This window comes from Arthrobacter sp. Soc17.1.1.1 (genome assembly GCF_036867195.1).
GTDB lineage: Bacteria > Actinomycetota > Actinomycetes > Actinomycetales > Micrococcaceae > Arthrobacter_D.
In genome coordinates this window covers 79,448-96,988 of sequence record NZ_JBAJII010000002.1, presented here as the reverse complement: position 1 = coordinate 96,988, position 17,541 = coordinate 79,448, and the positions used below count along the sequence as shown (strand labels likewise).

The window sequence follows — 17,541 nt, the reverse complement described above, 5'->3', positions numbered from 1 at the left end:
GCAACCCGGCACAATCGGCCAATCCTTCTGGCGCTTATCGGGCAGCACATTTCACGCTGACGCTACATCGGACACCACAGACCAGTTAGGAACCTGAGGCAACCCTGTCCCAAGGCTGAGGTTCCAGACGAATGTTGCACCGAACCTGCACATTCTTCGTGTGTTGAGGCCGAACTGGAGCACGCTCATCGGCCGTCGTCACCATCATTGCAGTTGTTACAGTCGTCGTTCACAACAGGCGGCACGCCCGGCGTTGCCAGCTCATGACGCACTATCGACGCTACTCAGAAGATGGTTAGGGCTCGTCTGATGTGGTGGCGACATCACTGACACTGAGAGTGTTGTGAGCGGCACCGCATCAGGCCCGGGTCAGCAGCACTTGCCCACGACAGGAGGTGTTCACGACAGTGTTTGCTGGATGTTTTGATGTTATTGGAAGTCGGCGAGCCAGAGGTCGGGGCCAAAGACTTCGTACTGGATGTCCTGTGCAGGGATTCCTCGGGTGATGAGGGAACTGCGGACAGCTTGCATGAACGGCAGCGGCCCGCACAGGTAGTACTCCGCATTGGCGGGAAGTCCGATGTCGTCGAGGTTCATGAAACCCGTAAACCCGTTCTTTGTCTGCTGGCCGTCCGTGGGGGGCTCCAGGAACCACGTGATGAGGGATGCATCGGGCAGTCGTGCGAGGTCCGCGCGGACCTGGTCCTGCAGGGCGAAGGACCCTGCGGAGTCATCGGCGTGCAACAGGGTCACCTGGCGTGCGGAGTTGGACTGGACGAGATGGGAGATCATTCCTGCCATGGGGGTGATGCCGATACCGGCGCTGGCGAACACGATCGGCCGGTCACCAGGCTTGAGCACGACGTCGCCGAAGGGCACCGACAACACCACTTCATCGCCGACATTCACGCTCGCGTGCAGAAGGTTGGACACTTCACCATCCGGTGTCGTCAGGCCGTGGAGGCGTTTGACGGAGAACTGGCGGTGCCGGCCGTCATCGGCGCGGGTCAGGCTGTACTGGCGCGGCTGGTGCACACCATCGGGCATCAATGCTTTCAGCGTCACGTACTGGCCGGGCAGGGACGGCTTCACCTCACGCTCATCGGTGCGCTCCACCACGAACGTCACGACGTCCTCGGTCTCCCGAATCTTCTCGGCAACCCGCCAGGAACGCCAGATCGTCTCCGGCGCCAGCCCCACAGCCGCATACATCGAACGTTCCTGATTGATCAGCACGTTGGCCATCAACCAGTACACCTCATCCCACGCCGCAGCGACCTCCGGTGTGACCGCGTCCCCCAAGACGTCCACGATCGCCCACATCAGATGCTCATGAACGATCTCGTACTGATCCGGCCGCAACCCCAGCGACACGTGCTTGTGGGAAATCCGGGACAGCAAATGATCAGGCATCTCATCTGGCCTGTTCACCAGGTAACCGGCGAACGCCGCAACGGAACCCGCCAAAGCCTGCTGCTGCCTGCCATCGGCCTGATTTCCCCGATTGAACAACCCATCCAGCAACTCCGGCCTGTCCTGAAACATGTGCGCGTAGAAACGCTCCGCGATGACACCGATATGTTCACCCACCACCGGCAGAGTCGCCTCAACCACAGGACGGGACTTATCAGAAAGCATCAGCCAACCCCTTCACACGTAACGGTTTGATGCACCCATCATAGTCCGATTTCTACAGCGTGTAGAAAAGTAGTTGCGCGTTGGATTTCCTCGCTTCAGCGGCCGCGCATCTCACCTGAGAACGACGGCTCAGCTTCGGGACGATCACGGTACCGAACTCCTGTTTACGGTGTCGGGCGTCCGGCGCAGCGTCGTCGTACCGTCGTTCCGTGCCGTCCTTGCGTGCCGTCGTCCGTCGTTTCAGCTGGTGCCGACGCGGCGGCCGGAAATCGAGGCGGATACTACCTGCACGAGGTGACGGCGGTCCCCGCCCGCCCATGGTTCATTCGTCATCCGCCCCCATACTGAAGCCGACAGGGCCTCGTCCTGCACGGCCGCCGTGGATCCCTGGACGAGGACGGTCCACCCCGACATTTGCTCGGGGGTGACGTGATCGACTTGGAACGCTACCCGATCCAACGGGGAGCGACCTAGATCACCGGATGCTGAGGTGCGAAAGAATATTGCCTGGTCATGGACGAGGTAGTTCACCGGGAAGATGAACACGCGTCCATCCCGGAGAAAACCAACCCGCCCGGTCAACCCGGTACCTAGCAAAGCCCAGCACTGCCCAGGCTCGAGGGATACATGCGAACGCCCCACTCCTGGCATTTCCCAAAAGTCGTCACCGGTGGACATAGTCACTCCTTACACTCGGGAACATAAACGTCTTACCAGTATGTGCGCTGGGCTGATCCTTGTGACTGTGACAGGTTTCGCTGGCCCTACCCGGTTGGATCTAGCCCCATTGGTGGAGCAAGGAGGCCAGCCATCTGACCGTTTTCGAACGGCAAAGACTCCTCTCAGGATCGACCGAGAGTAGGGCGCGGGTGATGTGCTGGGTAGAGCCCGGTCCGGGCTGACCGTTTAGTGGGGGGAAGCACTATGTGGGGAACCGGATTGAAGCGGCGGGTTCCCTGACCGCGGAAGATGCGCATCGCGATCGACGGCCATGTGCAGCATCTAAAGATGCTGTTGTTCATCCGTCAGGCGTGGATGATCGCTCAGGATGTGACTATCCCGGAGCTTAGCCCAGCGCCGGACATCGGAGCTTCGCGGATCCCAGAGTCACCGAGCCGGGAAGACTGGGAGGACCGGTGAAAGCGGGAATGGGAGCGTAGCTGGGCCTGGTACGACACAAGGGAGATTCAAGATGCCGCAGTCTCCCAGGTTGAGATGCGGGACATCTCACGGCCTGGTCAGGGTCTCCATCCGATCGTGCCGCCCTTTTGGCCCGTCGAATACGGTACGGACGGCTTTGACCTGACAGCCTTTAATATTTGGTACAGGATGACGCTATCGATTTTCCCTTCGCGGGCGGAGAAAGACAGCATGCCAGCGTTGGTTGCAGCGTGGGGGGGGACGGCTTGACGACGATCATTGTGCCGCCGTACAGCGGCTACTTCGCCAAGCGCCTCAACCACTCATTTGGTGGTGTCCCTAGAAACGAGGCAGAGCCCGGAGCCCTACAGCAGAGCGCTGAGCACCCGACCCTGAGGCCCCGGGTTCGGCCAACTTGAACCATCGACCGGGGCCACTCCAACCTGTCACAGCCACCCGAGTTGCTCCGTCAGCTCCGCCTCAAGCGCAGTCTCCAGCACGTTCCTGGTCAGCTGGTTCAGCAGCCCGCCTGGGCCGACAAGGCTCACACCCTGCTCCTTGGCCTGCGCGAGTAGCCGTTCTGCAAGGTCCTTTTGATCGATGATCTCTCCCGTCACAGGATCGATCATCGCCTCTGGTACTTCGGTCGTGAAGTTGTTTACAGCCATCTCCGCTCGGATCAAGCCGGACCCTCACACACCGTTTTTCTTACAGTCCCCGGCTACGTCGTTGCGGGTTCTCGGGCGGGGTGTCGGGATTGTTGGTGAGTGTTGTCGAGATCAGCTAGTGGTCGTGTGTCGACGAACGTGTTCTCGGGTGTGGCGCAGGTGTTGCTGGTGATCCAGTTGGTGAGGTGTTCTGGGCTGAGGGGTCTGCTGTAGTGGTATCCCTGCGCGAGGTCGCAGCCCATGCTGAGCAGGGTGGAGCGTTGGTTGTCTGTTTCGACTCCTTCGGCGACGGCTTTGATGCCTACGGCGTGGGCGAGTTGGATACAGCTTGCAACGATCGCGCTGTCCCCGTCATTGCTACCGAGGCCGTTGACAAAGGACCTGTCGATCTTGAGTTCGTCGATGGGGAAGTCTTTGAGGTAGGTCAGGCTCGCGTAACCGGTTCCGAAATCGTCGATGGCCAGTCCTACGCCCAGTGCTTTGAGAGCAGTGAGCACCGTGAGCGCTACCGCTGGGTTGTCCATGAGTGCGGTCTCGGTAATTTCCAGGGTCAGCATATGAGGATCGAAATTGTGCCGGGCAAGGGCGGCTTCGACGATTCCGGTCAGTTGCGGATCGATGAGTTGGCGGGCGGAGAGGTTCACGGCGATCTCGACCGGAGTGTGCACCACGGTCGAAGCGCTCCAATGGGCGCCCTGCTTGATAGCTTCATTGAGCACCCAAGCGCCCAGATCTCGGATGAGTCCGGATTCCTCTGCCAGGTCGATGAAGTCGATTGGTTGTAGAAGGCCTCGCGTCGGGTGTTCCCACCGGACCAATGCTTCGACACCGTTGATGATGCTCGTCGCGACGTCTATGCGGGGTTGGTAGTGGACGCGCAACTGCCCGGCCTCGATGCCGTGGCGCAGTTCTCCAAGGAGGCGCATGCGGTTCACTGCCGGATCGGACTCGGAAGGATCATGGACGTCCCAGGTGTTGCGGCCCCGCGCTTTCGCCCGATACATGGCGATATCAGCTCGCCGCAGCAGCCGATCGGCATCGGCGCCCTGGTCATCGGTGAGGGCAATACCAATACTGGCGGAACAGATGATTTCCAGGCCCTCGATGATCATCGGACTGTTCACCGTTTCGAGCAGCCGCTGGGCCAGTACTGTCGCATCGGACAGGGCACTGACCTGCTCAACCACGACGAATTCATCTCCAGCGAACCGCGCGACGGTCCCTGTATCCCGGATGGCTGAGGAAAGCCGTCGCGCGACAATGTTCAGTAGCTCATCCCCTGCATTGTGTCCCAGGCTGTCATTGACCGACTTGAAGTGATCGAGGTCCACGAACAAAGCTGCGACCTTCATGCTGGGCAGTGGTTCGGCGATATCCCGCTCGAGGATAGCCGCCAGGCCCGCCCGGTTCGGCAGCCCGGTGAGGGAGTCGTGCAGTGCGAGGTGTTGCAAGCCTGCTTCGGCGCGGACGCTTCGCGCTTCGGATTCTTCCGCGCGCCGGCGGGCCGCGACGAGTTCAAGCTCGTACTGGCGGCGTTCGTGCGCACTGAAGATGATGACCCGGATCTCCACACCACCGTCGGAACGGACTGCCCGGACAGCTGTGAGCAGGGCGGCCCGGCGTTGTCCTTCCACGTCGAGGATCTCAAGGGACACCTCGGACACGGTCCCGGTGAGCTGCATCTGAGGTGCGCTGTGGGTGGAGTGCAGAAGACGGTCGCCTATCGGCATCAGCCGGGGTAAAGGTGTTCCGATGACGTCGTCGCTGCCGTACCCCGTCCAGGCCAGGAAGCTCGCGTTAGCGGCAGTGATCGTCCACGCCTCATCAGTAATCAGGTAGCTGCACGGTGCATCCTGAAACAGCTGCTCGTAGTCCATGGCCAAGCTCATGAAAGGCTTGCCACCTGGTGCTGCAGGTACTGCAGAATCGCGTGTGCTGTTTCCTTCGGGGCGCTGGCCTGAGGTACATGTCCGGTCGCTGCGAGTTCGACGAGCGTACTGCCGGCCAACCGCCCCTTCAGGTAACGGCCCACCTCGGCGGGTGCGAGCATGTCATCGGAACATTGAAGGATCAGCGCCGGAACGGTCACATCAGTCAGGTGCGAGCGGATATCGGAGAGGAAACTGACCCTCGCGAAGCCCCGTGCGGTGTCGGGGTTGGTGCGGCAGAAACTCGCCTCAAGCTCATCCGTCAATTCGGGAGTGGTGGGATTACCCATGACAATGGGAGCGAGCGAAGCGGACCAAGCAAAGTAGTTGCTGTCCAGCGACTCCAGGAGACCGTCGATGTCCTGCTGCGTGAAACCGCCGACATAGCCCTCGGACGGATCATCAATGTAGGACGGCGACGGAGCTACCAGGACCAACCCACGGAACCTGCCCGCGTCCGCGATAGCGGCCTCAATGGCCATCATGGTCGCCACGCTGTGCGCTATAAGGACAACATCATCAAGCTCAAGCTCACGACACAAAGCGAGCAAATCCGCGACATAGCCGTCAAGGGTCGAATACTTCTCGGGATCGTACTGGTCGAGGTCGGACAGCCCGGAACCCATATGGTCGAATGACACGATCCGGTACTGGTCCTCGAAAAACGGGATGACCCGATGCCACATGCTTTGATCGCAGCCGAAACCGTGAGCGAACAGCAGCACCGGCCCATCAGATCGACCACTAAATCTGATGTTGTGCCGTTCGATGAGGTTCGAAGTGTTGGCGTGCAAGCGAATCTGCTTTCTACGGTCGTGAAGCAAGGCGTAAGGACTGATCCCCCGTTGGTGACTATCGGCATGCACGCGCTCCCCGTCAACAGTCAAGGACTTGCATCATCTCCGGCGTCTCAGCAATTTCAACCAGCAGCCACGAGCGAGCTCCCCGGCTGGCTGAAGTGGCAAACCTCCCTGCCATAATCAAACCGCGGAAAACCGCCCCGTAAGACGATCCACATACGGGAACCTAGGTGGGTGCACGACATCATGGCTTGTCGTTGAGTGAGCTGGGAATAGGGAACCCCTCGGGAAGCGGTTCGATGTAATAGTGCCGGTTTCCAACACCACGCAGTTTGAGGTTGCCCTCGGTCGTGCGTTCGTAGGCGTAGTACCTGCCCTTCGGCAGTTCACCTAAGTCCGCGTCTGCTGGGATCTGCTGAGTGAGCTGTTGGCCGTCGTGTTCGTAACGCCACTCCAAAGGCCCGCACAGGGTAAAAGTCTGATTCGGCATCACGATCCCGAGTTCCATCACAGTCTGGCTCTCGGCGTCCGTTGTGGTCAGTATCCTTTGCCCACTCGGAAGCGCGGGGCGCTGCTCCAATAAGGTCGGATAATCACCTTCATGCCAGGCGGTGACGTGACCGCCAACGGCTTCACACGCTGACACCGGATCGATGACAGCTCCTGCAGGAGGGCGTGCTGCGACCGTGCAAGCACCGAGGGGCGGTTCGACTTCGACATTCTCGTAGTGCTGATTATCCGCAACGAAGAAGGTCAACTCCTCGCACTTCACGCTCGTGGAGACGTTCTGAACCTCTGGTTCGGGCGCCACTGGAATAGGCGGAGACGATGTAAGGGCCGTATAGAGCACGATGTACCCGAAGGTCACTATCCCTGCGGCGGCTGCAATCGTTCCTCTCCGGTAAGGACTGCTAGGAGCCGGTTGCTGAGGTTGGCCGTCAGGTGAGAGGTCCCCTGAGTCGTTGAGCGAACCGATGTCCTCAACCGCTGGCCCGTTACTTCCCGCCCCCATGGCACTGTCTCCCTCTAAAGCTCTCCAAAGCTCTGACGCTATGGGATCTCAGGTTGCCCAGCGACATGCCTCACCGAAGGACGGCTGAATCTGGCATCCGTCCGTTTCACTGAGGATCCCTCAGCAGGGAGATAGGGCTACGTCGCAGCCGCTGTTTGTCGACTCCCCATCGACCGTGAAGTCCAGGTGCAGAGTCGCGGCTGCTGAAGGTGGTGCCGGCGTATAGACGCGCATGTCATCCCAACCAAGACCGTCACCCACCATTCGGAACCCGGACGGCTCGTACTGGGTACCCTCGTCGTCCGTAATGGTGACGCCCACTGTGTCGAGATTGCTCAACTTGGGAGGTCCGTCATTTTGGGCTTCCTCAGCTTCTGCCGCAAGGTCCTCACGACTTCGGGTCTGAGCGATTTCCGCGTCATGACTTACCGTCTCGTACCCTCGCACGGCGCTGAGATAGACAACTACGCAGGGGGTGCCTAAGGGAACGTCCACGTGGAGGGGAGCTTTCGTAACGTCGACCCCCGCGAAGCGAACATCTACCTTCTCGATGGTCGCAACGATTAGGTTTCCTGGTGCCCGAACGATGCTTGTCATGAGTCACCCTAGCCCTTGGCCTCTAGAAGGTGGCTCGTAGAAGGATCGGGCAACCCCGAGACGGGTTCCTACGGCGGCAATCGAGTCGGTTCAAGTGTCTGAGGTAGTTGTGATGGGCACGTCGATGCGGTCCCGGGCGACCACGATTCCGTCCCTGATTAGGTAGCACTCCACGATATGCTCACCTCGAAAAGTTGAGCTCTCCCTCCGGATGCCGGGCTCTGTCGAACCGACGATGTCGCCGCGTATCATGCGGCGACGCTCCGCCTCCGGTCCCTGATTAAGCACCTTCCATTTCAGCGTGTACGGCTCGGGGACCGTGCAGCCGGTAACCTCAAATTTCAGACGCTTACCAGCGATGAGCGGTACTCCGGCACGCCCCATCTCGCGCAGCCGCCACGGGCGCCAACCGTTCTGCGTGACTTCGCAGTCGATAGACACACTGCCGGTGATGTCAACCGGGTACCGATCCTCGATGAACTCCTCCGTGCGCTTGGGCATATTGCTGGCCGAGGCCTCGAGGACGTCGTCGGTGACCGTGAGCGGGACGTTGGTGCCAAAGACCTCCCGCCACTTTTTGATCGAGATGGTCTTGCCCTCGTTCTCAATCGCAGAGACACATCGCTTGTAGGCCTTCTTAGCCTTGGCCTGGAACTTCGCCTTAACGTAGACGCGCTGCCGGCTACCGAGCGCTAAGTAATAGTCCTTCTCTGGCTCGTCGACCAAAAACGAAAAGAAATCCCGTGACATCAGGTCAAACGAGCTGGTCTTCGCGGAATCGTAATCGTTGGTTTGCGCAAAGAAGTTGTATACCAAAGTGTCAATGACCAGGCCGCCGAGGTTTACGCCGTTCGCGTTCTTCCAGGAACGCACCATCCGGGAGAGGTGACGCATATTCGTCGAAGTGCGGTCATTGCACTCCTTCGTCGCGATAATCTCCGCGCGCGGCTTCGTGGTCCTCCAGGACTCCGCCTTAGTGTCTGGATAGTCGAAGCTACCGTCCGTATTGTCGAACGCTGGCTGAACCTCGAACTTGAACTTATCGGACGTGAACTGTACGCGTACGACGCATTGGTCGACACGGATGTCTGTGTTCTTATATCGCGCCTTTAGCACGTCGCGCACACGCTCAAGGATCCGACGAGGACCATTGGGGTCGTTGTAGTCGTCTCGCAGAGCCGGCGGCAGAATGAAGATCATATCGAGGTCGGAGATGGACTTAATCGCGGTGTGTCGTCCGAAGGAACCGATCATCAGCCTGTAGTCAAGGCAACCATCCTTATCTCGGAAGTTCTTATTGAGGGATTTGGTGATCTCGTCCCGACGGGACCGGATCGTCGCTACCTTCTCTCCCACCTTGAGGTTCGCCAGCAGCCCGTCAAAAATCTCGGAGGTCTCCATCCTTAGTTTTCACCTTCGTTCAGTCGTAACTTTTCAGGAAGCAGGAGGTCGAGCTCACGGGAGGAGAAGGTCAACTCCTCGTTGTCCTTTAGTCCCTTTTTGGCGCGGTCATACGCCTTCGCGGTGGTGCGCGGAGAAGACAAGTAGACCTCGCGGGTGGTCTCCTGCAACTCATCTCGGCGCATCCGGGCGTCGGAGTCAGCGATGGTGGCGGACATCAGATCGGCTATAAGCGAGACGAAGGACTCGCGCACATCCCACAACCGCGAAGCGATGTCCCGGTGAGCCTCGGCTTCCTCATGGAACCGGAACGTCTTTGAGCCAAGCGTGACCCAGGTGACCAAGACAGCGATGGTCGAAGTCACCAGGCTTGTCAACGTTGTACTCGCGATCGGGCTGACAACGGCGACCAGGAACGTGCCGGAACTGATCGCTGTCAGCGCGATGAGCACGCCCTGCTGCCAGCGGTGCTTCGTGAAGCAAATATCAGCCTGCTTCTCGTGAGTCTTGTGGCTATAAGCCACTCGCCCGAATGCCTCGCGCACCTGTGCAAGCAGGTATTGGCCAGGTTCGGGCGTCTCATTCTCGTCGATCAATTTGCTCCGATCACTCCTCGATGGTCAAAACACCCCCCCACCAGCGAGTGGACTGATCCGAGTATGGCCGAGACCTCGGACATTCTCGAAAGGGTCAGCCCGAGTTCTAGCCAGAATTGGGGTGGCGCGGTGGTCGAACGGGCAGTTCTTCGTTGTCCGAGTTGCTGTTGTCTGTGTAGTCGCCTTCGTTGCTCGCCCAACAAGCACGGCAAATCAGTGCAGCTAGACGCCGAAGGAGAGGTGGATCCCTGCGGAAGAGGTCGTCCGTAAGCCGGTCCATCTGTGGGTGAGCCGCAGGGGGAGCGCTGATGCAGACCGGATAGACTAGCCGTCCTCTACTGCCGCGTGTTGGGCTTCCTTGTACTCGGCGTACGTGGGGCCTGCGGTAAGCAGGATGGAGCCGATACCGATGAATCCGGCAAGGGAGTCTTCGAAGAGGGGCATGAAGTCCTCGGTGTCCATGCCAAAGAGAGCTGTGACCGTCGTCGTGACTCCGAGCGCCAGCCAAAACCAAACCATGATCCGAGAAGTTGTAGTGGCTTTGACGTACCCGGCGGCCGATCCTGGCTTGCGGGAGATCCTGATCGCCCAGACCAAGCAGATCACCATCGACCCCAGAGCGCACACCAAAGCTGCCGTCGCAGGCCATTTTCCCGGGTGGGAGCCCGATGCCACGAGGACCAGGAGCCCGAAAACGATTGTCAGTGCCCCGTAATGCAGGCGCTGCTGCCGCACCGGAATCGAGGCTCTCGTCCGGCGTTCGGGCGCACTTGTGCCCCTGCGCGATTCTGCTTGAACCGCGGCTGCACCATCACCAGGCATCTGCCCTCTTCACTGATTGGAAACTCCTACTGACTATCTACCTTGGTGCTGTGGCCGCTCCAGTGCCCGGTTACGGTGCCAGCGGCGTGTCGCAGTACCGGAATAGCTTGTGAAGCATGCCTTCGATTCCTAAACGAACAGGACCCCGGCCGGCTTCACTGTGGAACCTTGTCGTTGCTGCCAATGTTCAGGTAGCGGTACACCGTCGCCCGGCTGGCCCCAATGATCTTCCCAATATCAGCCGGCGCTAGTCCCTGAGCTTTGAGGTCTCGAGCGCGTCTGACCTTCGCATGATCGGTAGTCACTTCCCGCCGGCCGGCTTTCCGCCCGTGTTCAGCGGCCGCAGCCATACCTGCTCTGGTCCGCTCGGCGAGCTGGTCACGCTCGAGCTGCGCGAACGCGGACATGACAGTGAGCATTGCCCTACCCATCGGCCCAGTCGTGCTGATGCCTTCGGTGACGCTGCGAAAGTGCACACCCCTGCGCTCCAGGTCGTCGATGAGGGCCAACAGGTTGCGCGTGTTGCGCCCCAGCCTGTCCAGCTTCCACACCACGACCTCGTCACCTTTTCGGACGTGATCGAGGAGCTTGTCGAGTTCCGGCCGGCTGGCCCTCGTTCCACTCACACCATGGTCGGTGAAGATCCGATCACACCCCGCAGCAGTGAGCGCTGCGTGCTGCAGATCCGCGTTCTGCTCCAGCGTGCTGACCCTGGCATACCCGATGCTTCCCACTCGTCCACTCCTCGTGCTCATCAAAGGCTTTGTTCTGATTTGTTGAGAATAACAGGAGTGAGACACATTGCTGAGACGAAACGCGGAGGCCAACCGCCTTGCGGTTGCTGGAGTGCGCAAGCTGCCCGAGCAAGCACTTCAGTCGTCCAGTCAAAGGATCCTTTGCTTGGACAGGTAGCCAACGGTCGGAAGCTCCCCTTGATGCACGAACATGGCACCTTTCCGTACGTTCGCACTGCCCGGGCCAAACCCCCATTGCTCGATGCAGGGGAGCGCGCCACGGTTCCTGCCAGAGTATCAGCGTCGCGCGACGGGCCTGCGGCCGGCTAGAGATTCTGATTCGGACAACTCGTGTGGCGCTCGGCTGTGCTCGGCCTACGCCGTAATTGGCCGATCGGCGGGAGCGATGAAGGCTTAGGAGGTGCTGTGTCAAAGGTTTGCCCCTCTCCCCTCCACCGACCGCTGTTCACGGGGATGTGTCAGCGCGAGGCAGACACTCCGGTGACGCATGCCTACCGCACGCATGTCGATGCGATGGACGATTCGACAGGACCTGTATCTTTGGCACCGGCACCAAACTGGTGCGGGCCTACTGCTGGGGGTATTTTGACTACTGAGGCTATAGATCGTTCCCTAACGTTCCTCAAGGGCGGCAAGCACTACCGGGCCGGCACTCCTGACGCTTCGCAACGAACCGCCTACGAGATCGCGAAAAGCGACTTTAACGAGATATTGTCCTCCAAGAATCTCACGTTCCTGTTTGGCTCTGGATGCTCATCTCACGCTCCCAACGGCAGCGATGAACATGGCATACCTACGATGGGGCCCCTAGCACAGGGTCTTCTCGCTCCTGAGAATATAGACGTAGCAAATCAATACGGCCTCACAACCGAGATTCGGCGAACGTTGGAAGCTGACTTGGGAATTGATTTAGCCGACCCAGATTACGCTTGGAACCTCGAGCGGCTCATGGAAGTTCTGTTTGGCTTTCAATTTGCATTGGCGAAAACTCAGAAAGCAGAGTTGAGATCGTCGAAAACAGCCTTAGATGCTGCAATCGAATCAGTCAAGCGATACGTTTTTGACCAATGCAAAAGCGGGCAAGAAGCAGAAGCTTCAAATACCGTTCTAAGATTCTATCAAACCTTTTACCGTAAACTTTCGCAGCGTTCGAGATCATTGCCGCGCCCGACCATCGCGACCACCAACTATGACTTGTTCAACGAGATAGCAATGGACCGTATCGGCGTTCCCCACATCAATGGCTTTCTCGGATCGGTCGAAAAACGATTCAACCCTGCATCATTTCGATATACCCTTGCACAACGCTTAGACCTTACCTCTCAGCGATGGACATCTCTCGACAACTTAGTCTACTTCCTCAAGCTTCACGGATCACTCAATTGGCATGCTGTAGATACCGGTCTTTTCCCGGTCGAAGAGCGACCCCTAAGCGAGAGTGGGGATGGAAAGGCTATGTTAATATACCCAACCCCTGCCAAGCAGAACGCGAGTTTTGCTGCCCCATACTCAGACATGTTTCGTGAGTTTCAAAACAAGATCGTGCAAGAACAAAGCGCGCTAGTCACCGTTGGCTACAGCTTTGGTGATGAACACGTGAATAACAGCATATATCAGGCACTCACGATACCAACGTTCAGGTTGGTGATATTTAGTAAGCCAGAGTTGGGGACCAAGACGTCGAACAAGAATGTCAAGATGCTTCAAGAACTCAACGATCCGCGCATATGGATCATCGGCACGGAAGACTCGAATGCGACGTGGAAGGCGCACTACTTTAAGGAATTTGTCGATGACATCATGCCAACCGGAAACAATGATCCTGCAGACCAAGCGGTAGAGAGAGTCATGAACCTATTCGCTTCATTGAACAAGGACAGCGACGATGGCGACAAGTGACTCTCGAAGGCGACGGCTGGGAACCGTGGTCGACGTCACAGCGGAGTACTTTCGAGTCGAGATGATGGATAGTGCAGATGGGTACACGCTCGTTGGCTTCGACGGTCAGCATTATGTGGCACGCATAGGTTCACTCGTACTCATCCCGTTGACGAATACCTATGTAGTCGCGGAGGTCATCGGCCTTCAAGAACGAGTAGGATCATCACCAGTTTCTAGTGCGCTGAAATCATTGGAGGACATCACTCAATCCTCCTCCCGACAGCTCTCTCTGTCGCCTCTAGGGACGCTGCCCTTCGACCATTCTCTTCCCTTTTCTTTCGGCGTTTCCGAGTATCCGCCGCTTTACGCAGACGTTCTCCATGTAGAGAATCGTGACCTCGACCGAATCCTCAACGTAGCGGACCAAGAAGTCCCAGTCCCAGAGTCAGAACCAGCAGCAACGAAGCTGAGAAGCCTGACGGTTGGTACATCTGTGATTTTCAACGATTATGATGTGAAGCTGCGAATTAATGATTTTTTCGGCGCACACGCCGCTATCCTTGGTAATACTGGGAGCGGAAAATCTTGCACCATCGCGAGCATTCTGCAAGCGATCCTGGGTAAGAAAACTAACGCTCCCGCGGGTGGTAGCACGTTTATTCTCTTTGATACTAACGGAGAGTACCGTCGCGCATTTTCCCAACTACCCTCTCCGATACACCGAACATATGCACGTATCAACCACACCCAGGCCGCTGACCCATCCCCGAAAGAGCCCTACGACAATCGCGAGACGATGACCACGTTCCGCCTGCCACACTGGCTACTAACAATTGAGGAATGGGAGCTACTACTCCAAGCAAGTGATCGTGTTCAACGACCTGTGCTCCGCAACGCACTAGGATTGACTTCCCTTTTCGCGAACTCTGCGGCTGCCGACTTGAACGCTCTCCGAAATCATATTCTCTCTTCTTGCTTGCTGCACCTTCTCTCGGAGAGTGAAAATCATACAGCAGCTCGTTCACGAATCGGAGGACTCCTCAATGTTTACGAATCGGTAGAAATATCGAGGACGGCCTTCATTGAGCGGCTAGGCGTCTCCTACGGGAACTTTAGCGATAGAAACTACGAGTGGATGGTCGACACGCTGAAGGCCCTGCAATCACCAAGTAGTGAAATACCTCCTTACAGAAATCAACCTTTCAGGTTCGCTGACCTCGAAATGGCACTCGAAATGGCTATATTGTTCGAGGAAAGCCACGGGAACCGCCGTGTTCGCGACTACTGCGCCACTCTCATGACTCGGGTTAAGTCACTCATGTCTAGAGACGAATTTGAATTTTTGAAGGTAGAGTCCTCTGCTGATTTAATGGGTAATAGAACGACCGAGTCGTTCGTGAATACGTTGCTCGGTATCGCTGAGCGAGATATTGATTCAATGAAACAGGCTCAAGTTTTTATACTGGATCTAAGTACCGTTGATGATGAAATTGTTGAGGTAGTATCTTCGGTCGTTACCCGCCTGGTTTTTGATAGAGTTCGAAGAAGCAAAGCCCGAAATACTTTTCCTGTCAACTTGATCCTTGAGGAAGCTCACCGGTACGTTCCACGGCAGTCGACTTCAGCAAGCACGCTCGACGCGACTAAGATCTTCGAACGGGTCGCAAAGGAAGGACGCAAGTACGGGCTTTTCCTGATGCTGTCTTCTCAACGTCCGAGTGAATTGTCCGGAACAGTCCTATCGCAGTGCTCAAACTACATCATCCATCGCATTCAAAACCCAGAGGATCTTCAGCACATCCGTAAGATGACGCCCTTTATTTCCGAGTCAGTACTTAATCGTTTGGCCTCGCTGCCAAAGCAGTACGCGCTTGCTTTCGGCACAGCAGTAAGTATCCCGACAACCTTCAGAGTCCGAACTGCAGATCCTCTTCCTCATAGTGATGATTCCGATGTGAGCAGTCACTGGTTCCGCATGCCAAGTGACGTGCACCCGCTGCCTACATAAGGATGCTTACCGTTGGTGGGCTGTGAGAACGAACCACAGACGGGGAAGGGCTTCGCCATGACGTGAACCCCTGCCGCGGTGTAAGTACAGTGGTTGGTATCCTCATGGGCATGTGAGGCGTGGATGCGGCCTGATCAGTGCCGGCGGCGCGAGATTCCGCTCAAGGATCGTCTCAGTACCTGAGCACCAGTCGGCTTAGCGAACCTGAGCCATCAGGCCTCGGCCAAGACAGATCCGACAGCGATTAAGGATGTTCCAAACTCACGATGCTCATTAGGATCCTCCCCAAATTTCTGCATAGCGTCCGTCATGATTTTCGAATGAACCGAGAAGGCGCCCCACGCAATCTCAGCCAGAAGCTCATCAGATGCCTCAATTCGTGACGCGTGCAGCCCCGGAGCGATATGGGCCTGCTCTCGCACGACGAGACTGTGTATGCCACTGTTTTCCGCGTGAGCCACAGCTGAAAGCCTGGAGTACTCAAGCGAACCATCGTCCTCACCGTAAACGTGGTTGTAGACGTCGACAGCGAGAGCTGTGAAACTTAATTGGAGATCAGCTGGAGTAAAGCCGAAGGCAGTCGCATCCCCCTTCAAGGAGTCTCTCAACTGTTGCAGCCTAGCCTTATCTGCTCCATCTTCGGCCGACTTTATGGCCCATTTCAGACTGCTGAGCCGAGTGGCCATCCAACGTCTTATAAGACGGTCGACGTCAGTATTCTCTAAGAGGAAGTGTGCACGACCATAGGCTTCGACGGAACCTCGCACAATCGTGGAGAGCGAGTAGCCGAGTGTTTGGGAGGATTTGACGCTTGCAGCAAGCGCTGTCAAGTGGTCAATACCCGAGGCCAAACTCCAAGGTATCCCCGCCAGTGCTTGGGTAGCTGGTGCCGCACCTACGGCTTTTCCCTTATAAACGGCATCTCCCTGGGCCATCTTCGCCGCCCAACTACCGACGGGATAGCCACCCTGCGTGATGCGCGTGCTCAACTGAGCAGCCACATCTAGAGCCGGATCGATGTGTGCCTCGAGGGCAGCACTTAGGTTATCCCGAAAAGTCACAGTGACAGTATCGCCTTAATCCATCGTGTATGAACAAGGGTGTGTGCGGCCGTGTCTTGTGGCTCCTGCTGTCAAGTCTTCGTGCGGAGGAAGCAACGTCGTTTTTCCGCACGGCAGCAACACCGCTCGATTCCGGCACCGCGCAGCCGGCAGTGTCGCTCATTGACTCTGCGATGCTGCTCCGCAATGTCGTATGCGCTGCTATCGGCACCTCAGCTTCGCACAGTCCATCAGCACCATTGCGACTTGGTCCTGGCGGAACCGAACACCTGTATGTCGCCGCGACTACGTGGGTCTTAGACGCGGCTGAGTTTGTAGGGTCATCCACCTGTGGGCGGGTGGAGCCCGAAGGGTAGAGCTCAAAGCCGTCCACCTGTGGGTGAACCTCTAGACCTCTGACAAACAGCTACAGCTATCGTCTCGTAACCGGTGGGTAGCAAGACACCAGGACGAGACACCATCACTCCCCCCCCATCACTGCCCCTTTTGGTCTTGATACCCTGTCTCATAAGCAGGGGTCCGAAATCGTGACGTAAGAGATGGTTGCAAGACACTTTGTGGAGATGTGGACGCGAAGGAGTGGTGTGGGCAAGCTGATTGGGTACGCGAGGGTGTCGACGCGCGCCCAGTACACGGACCGGCAGGTCGCTGACCTCCTCTCCGCTGGTGTCCGCCGCGATGACCTTTATGTCGATTCCGGGGTCAGCGGCGCTCATGCCCGCCGCCCACAACTCGACAACGCTCTCGGGGCGCTGCAGGGGGGCGACACCCTGATCGTCACGACCCTCGACCGGCTTGGCCGGTCTACCGCGAACATGCTCGCCCTGGCCGACGAGCTCCGCCTCCGCCAGGTGAACCTCCGGGTGCTGAATCTTGGCGGCGGGAACGTGGACACCGGCACGCCGATGGGATCGATGGTCTTCACCGTCATGGCAGCCCTCGCCCAGATGGAACTCGAAATCAAACGCGAACGCGTCAATGACTCCAACACCAAGCGCCGGAGCGCCGGCATGGACCTTGGTGGGCGGCGGCCAGTGTTCAGTGACAGTCAGATCGCGAACGCCCGCCGGCTCATCGAGCAGGGCCAGCCCGCCTCCCATGTCGCCCGCGACCTGGGCATGTCCCGGGCAACCCTGTACCGGCGCATCGCACACCTCGAGGCGCAACAGTGGGTCACGTCCTATCCGCCCGCATGAGTGTCGACACCACAGCACCCGAGGAACCGTCGGATACA

The 17,541-nt window shown here is 58.0% G+C and carries 14 protein-coding genes and 1 pseudogene; 3 read left to right on the top strand and 12 right to left on the bottom strand.

Annotation, left to right across the window (positions count from 1 at the left end):
* Positions 1-429 precede the first annotated feature (429 nt).
* The 11 genes and pseudogenes from V6S67_RS18115 to V6S67_RS18070 form a co-directional block, all read right to left on the bottom strand.
* Positions 430-1,638, bottom strand: a complete 1,209-nt coding sequence (locus tag V6S67_RS18115) for a globin domain-containing protein (protein ID WP_334211726.1) — start codon at positions 1,636-1,638, stop codon at positions 430-432.
* A gap of 240 nt (positions 1,639-1,878) precedes the next feature.
* Positions 1,879-2,289, bottom strand: coding sequence for a pyridoxamine 5'-phosphate oxidase family protein (locus V6S67_RS20010; RefSeq protein WP_442884913.1), 411 nt, complete (start codon positions 2,287-2,289; stop codon positions 1,879-1,881).
* Between the two features lie 944 nt (positions 2,290-3,233).
* Positions 3,234-3,407 (bottom strand): annotated as a pseudogene (locus V6S67_RS18110) (IS256 family transposase); the annotation flags it as partial.
* A 92-nt stretch (positions 3,408-3,499) separates the two neighbouring features.
* A complete protein-coding gene (locus V6S67_RS18105; RefSeq protein ID WP_334211725.1) occupies positions 3,500-5,323 on the bottom strand; it encodes a putative bifunctional diguanylate cyclase/phosphodiesterase in 1,824 nt (607 codons plus the stop codon).
* 8 nt (positions 5,324-5,331) lie between these two features.
* Positions 5,332-6,168, bottom strand: coding sequence for an alpha/beta fold hydrolase (locus V6S67_RS18100; protein WP_334211724.1), 837 nt, complete (start codon positions 6,166-6,168; stop codon positions 5,332-5,334).
* 250 nt (positions 6,169-6,418) lie between these two features.
* Entirely contained in the window at positions 6,419-6,985 is a 567-nt protein-coding gene (locus tag V6S67_RS18095; RefSeq protein WP_334211723.1) for a hypothetical protein, read from the bottom strand.
* Between the two features lie 321 nt (positions 6,986-7,306).
* Positions 7,307-7,783: a hypothetical protein gene (locus tag V6S67_RS18090; protein ID WP_334211722.1), complete on the bottom strand. Its 477-nt coding sequence runs from the start codon at positions 7,781-7,783 to the stop codon at positions 7,307-7,309.
* A 90-nt stretch (positions 7,784-7,873) separates the two neighbouring features.
* A complete protein-coding gene (locus V6S67_RS18085; protein WP_334211721.1) occupies positions 7,874-9,184 on the bottom strand; it encodes a nucleotide-binding domain-containing protein in 1,311 nt (436 codons plus the stop codon).
* 2 nt (positions 9,185-9,186) lie between these two features.
* Positions 9,187-9,780, bottom strand: a complete 594-nt coding sequence (locus V6S67_RS18080; RefSeq protein ID WP_334211720.1) for an SLATT domain-containing protein — start codon at positions 9,778-9,780, stop codon at positions 9,187-9,189.
* Positions 9,781-10,104: 324 nt separating this feature from the next.
* Entirely contained in the window at positions 10,105-10,377 is a 273-nt protein-coding gene (locus V6S67_RS18075; RefSeq protein WP_334211719.1) for a hypothetical protein, read from the bottom strand.
* A gap of 380 nt (positions 10,378-10,757) precedes the next feature.
* Positions 10,758-11,336 carry a recombinase family protein gene (locus tag V6S67_RS18070; RefSeq protein WP_334211718.1) on the bottom strand — a complete coding sequence of 193 codons (579 nt, stop codon included), beginning with the start codon at positions 11,334-11,336 and terminating at the stop codon, positions 10,758-10,760.
* Between the two features lie 501 nt (positions 11,337-11,837).
* On the opposite strand from V6S67_RS18070, the gene V6S67_RS18065 reads away from it, so the two are divergent.
* Both V6S67_RS18065 and V6S67_RS18060 read left to right on the top strand, forming a co-directional pair.
* Complete coding sequence (locus tag V6S67_RS18065) at positions 11,838-13,256, top strand: SIR2 family protein (RefSeq protein ID WP_334211717.1); 1,419 nt, start codon at positions 11,838-11,840, stop codon at positions 13,254-13,256.
* A 25-nt stretch (positions 13,257-13,281) separates the two neighbouring features.
* On the top strand, positions 13,282-15,246 hold the full coding sequence (locus tag V6S67_RS18060) for an ATP-binding protein (protein ID WP_334211716.1): 1,965 nt from the start codon (positions 13,282-13,284) through the stop codon (positions 15,244-15,246).
* 212 nt (positions 15,247-15,458) lie between these two features.
* On the opposite strand, the gene V6S67_RS18055 is transcribed toward V6S67_RS18060, so the two are convergent.
* A complete protein-coding gene (locus V6S67_RS18055; protein ID WP_334211715.1) occupies positions 15,459-16,307 on the bottom strand; it encodes a hypothetical protein in 849 nt (282 codons plus the stop codon).
* A 584-nt stretch (positions 16,308-16,891) separates the two neighbouring features.
* Here V6S67_RS18055 and V6S67_RS18050 point away from each other — a divergent pair.
* Positions 16,892-17,503, top strand: a complete 612-nt coding sequence (locus V6S67_RS18050; protein ID WP_334211714.1) for a recombinase family protein — start codon at positions 16,892-16,894, stop codon at positions 17,501-17,503.
* Positions 17,504-17,541: the final 38 nt, after the last annotated feature.

What these genes read in the sequence shown, in the direction of transcription:
- V6S67_RS20010 (WP_442884913.1), bottom strand. Translation starts at nt 2,289, where the DNA reads ATGCCAGGAGTGGGGCGTTCGCATGTATCCCTCGAGCCTGGGCAGTGC.
- V6S67_RS18090 (WP_334211722.1), bottom strand. Translation starts at nt 7,783, where the DNA reads ATGACAAGCATCGTTCGGGCACCAGGAAACCTAATCGTTGCGACCATC.
- V6S67_RS18085 (WP_334211721.1), bottom strand. Translation starts at nt 9,184, where the DNA reads ATGGAGACCTCCGAGATTTTTGACGGGCTGCTGGCGAACCTCAAGGTG.
- V6S67_RS18105 (WP_334211725.1), bottom strand. Translation starts at nt 5,323, where the DNA reads ATGGACTACGAGCAGCTGTTTCAGGATGCACCGTGCAGCTACCTGATT.
- V6S67_RS18115 (WP_334211726.1), bottom strand. Translation starts at nt 1,638, where the DNA reads ATGCTTTCTGATAAGTCCCGTCCTGTGGTTGAGGCGACTCTGCCGGTG.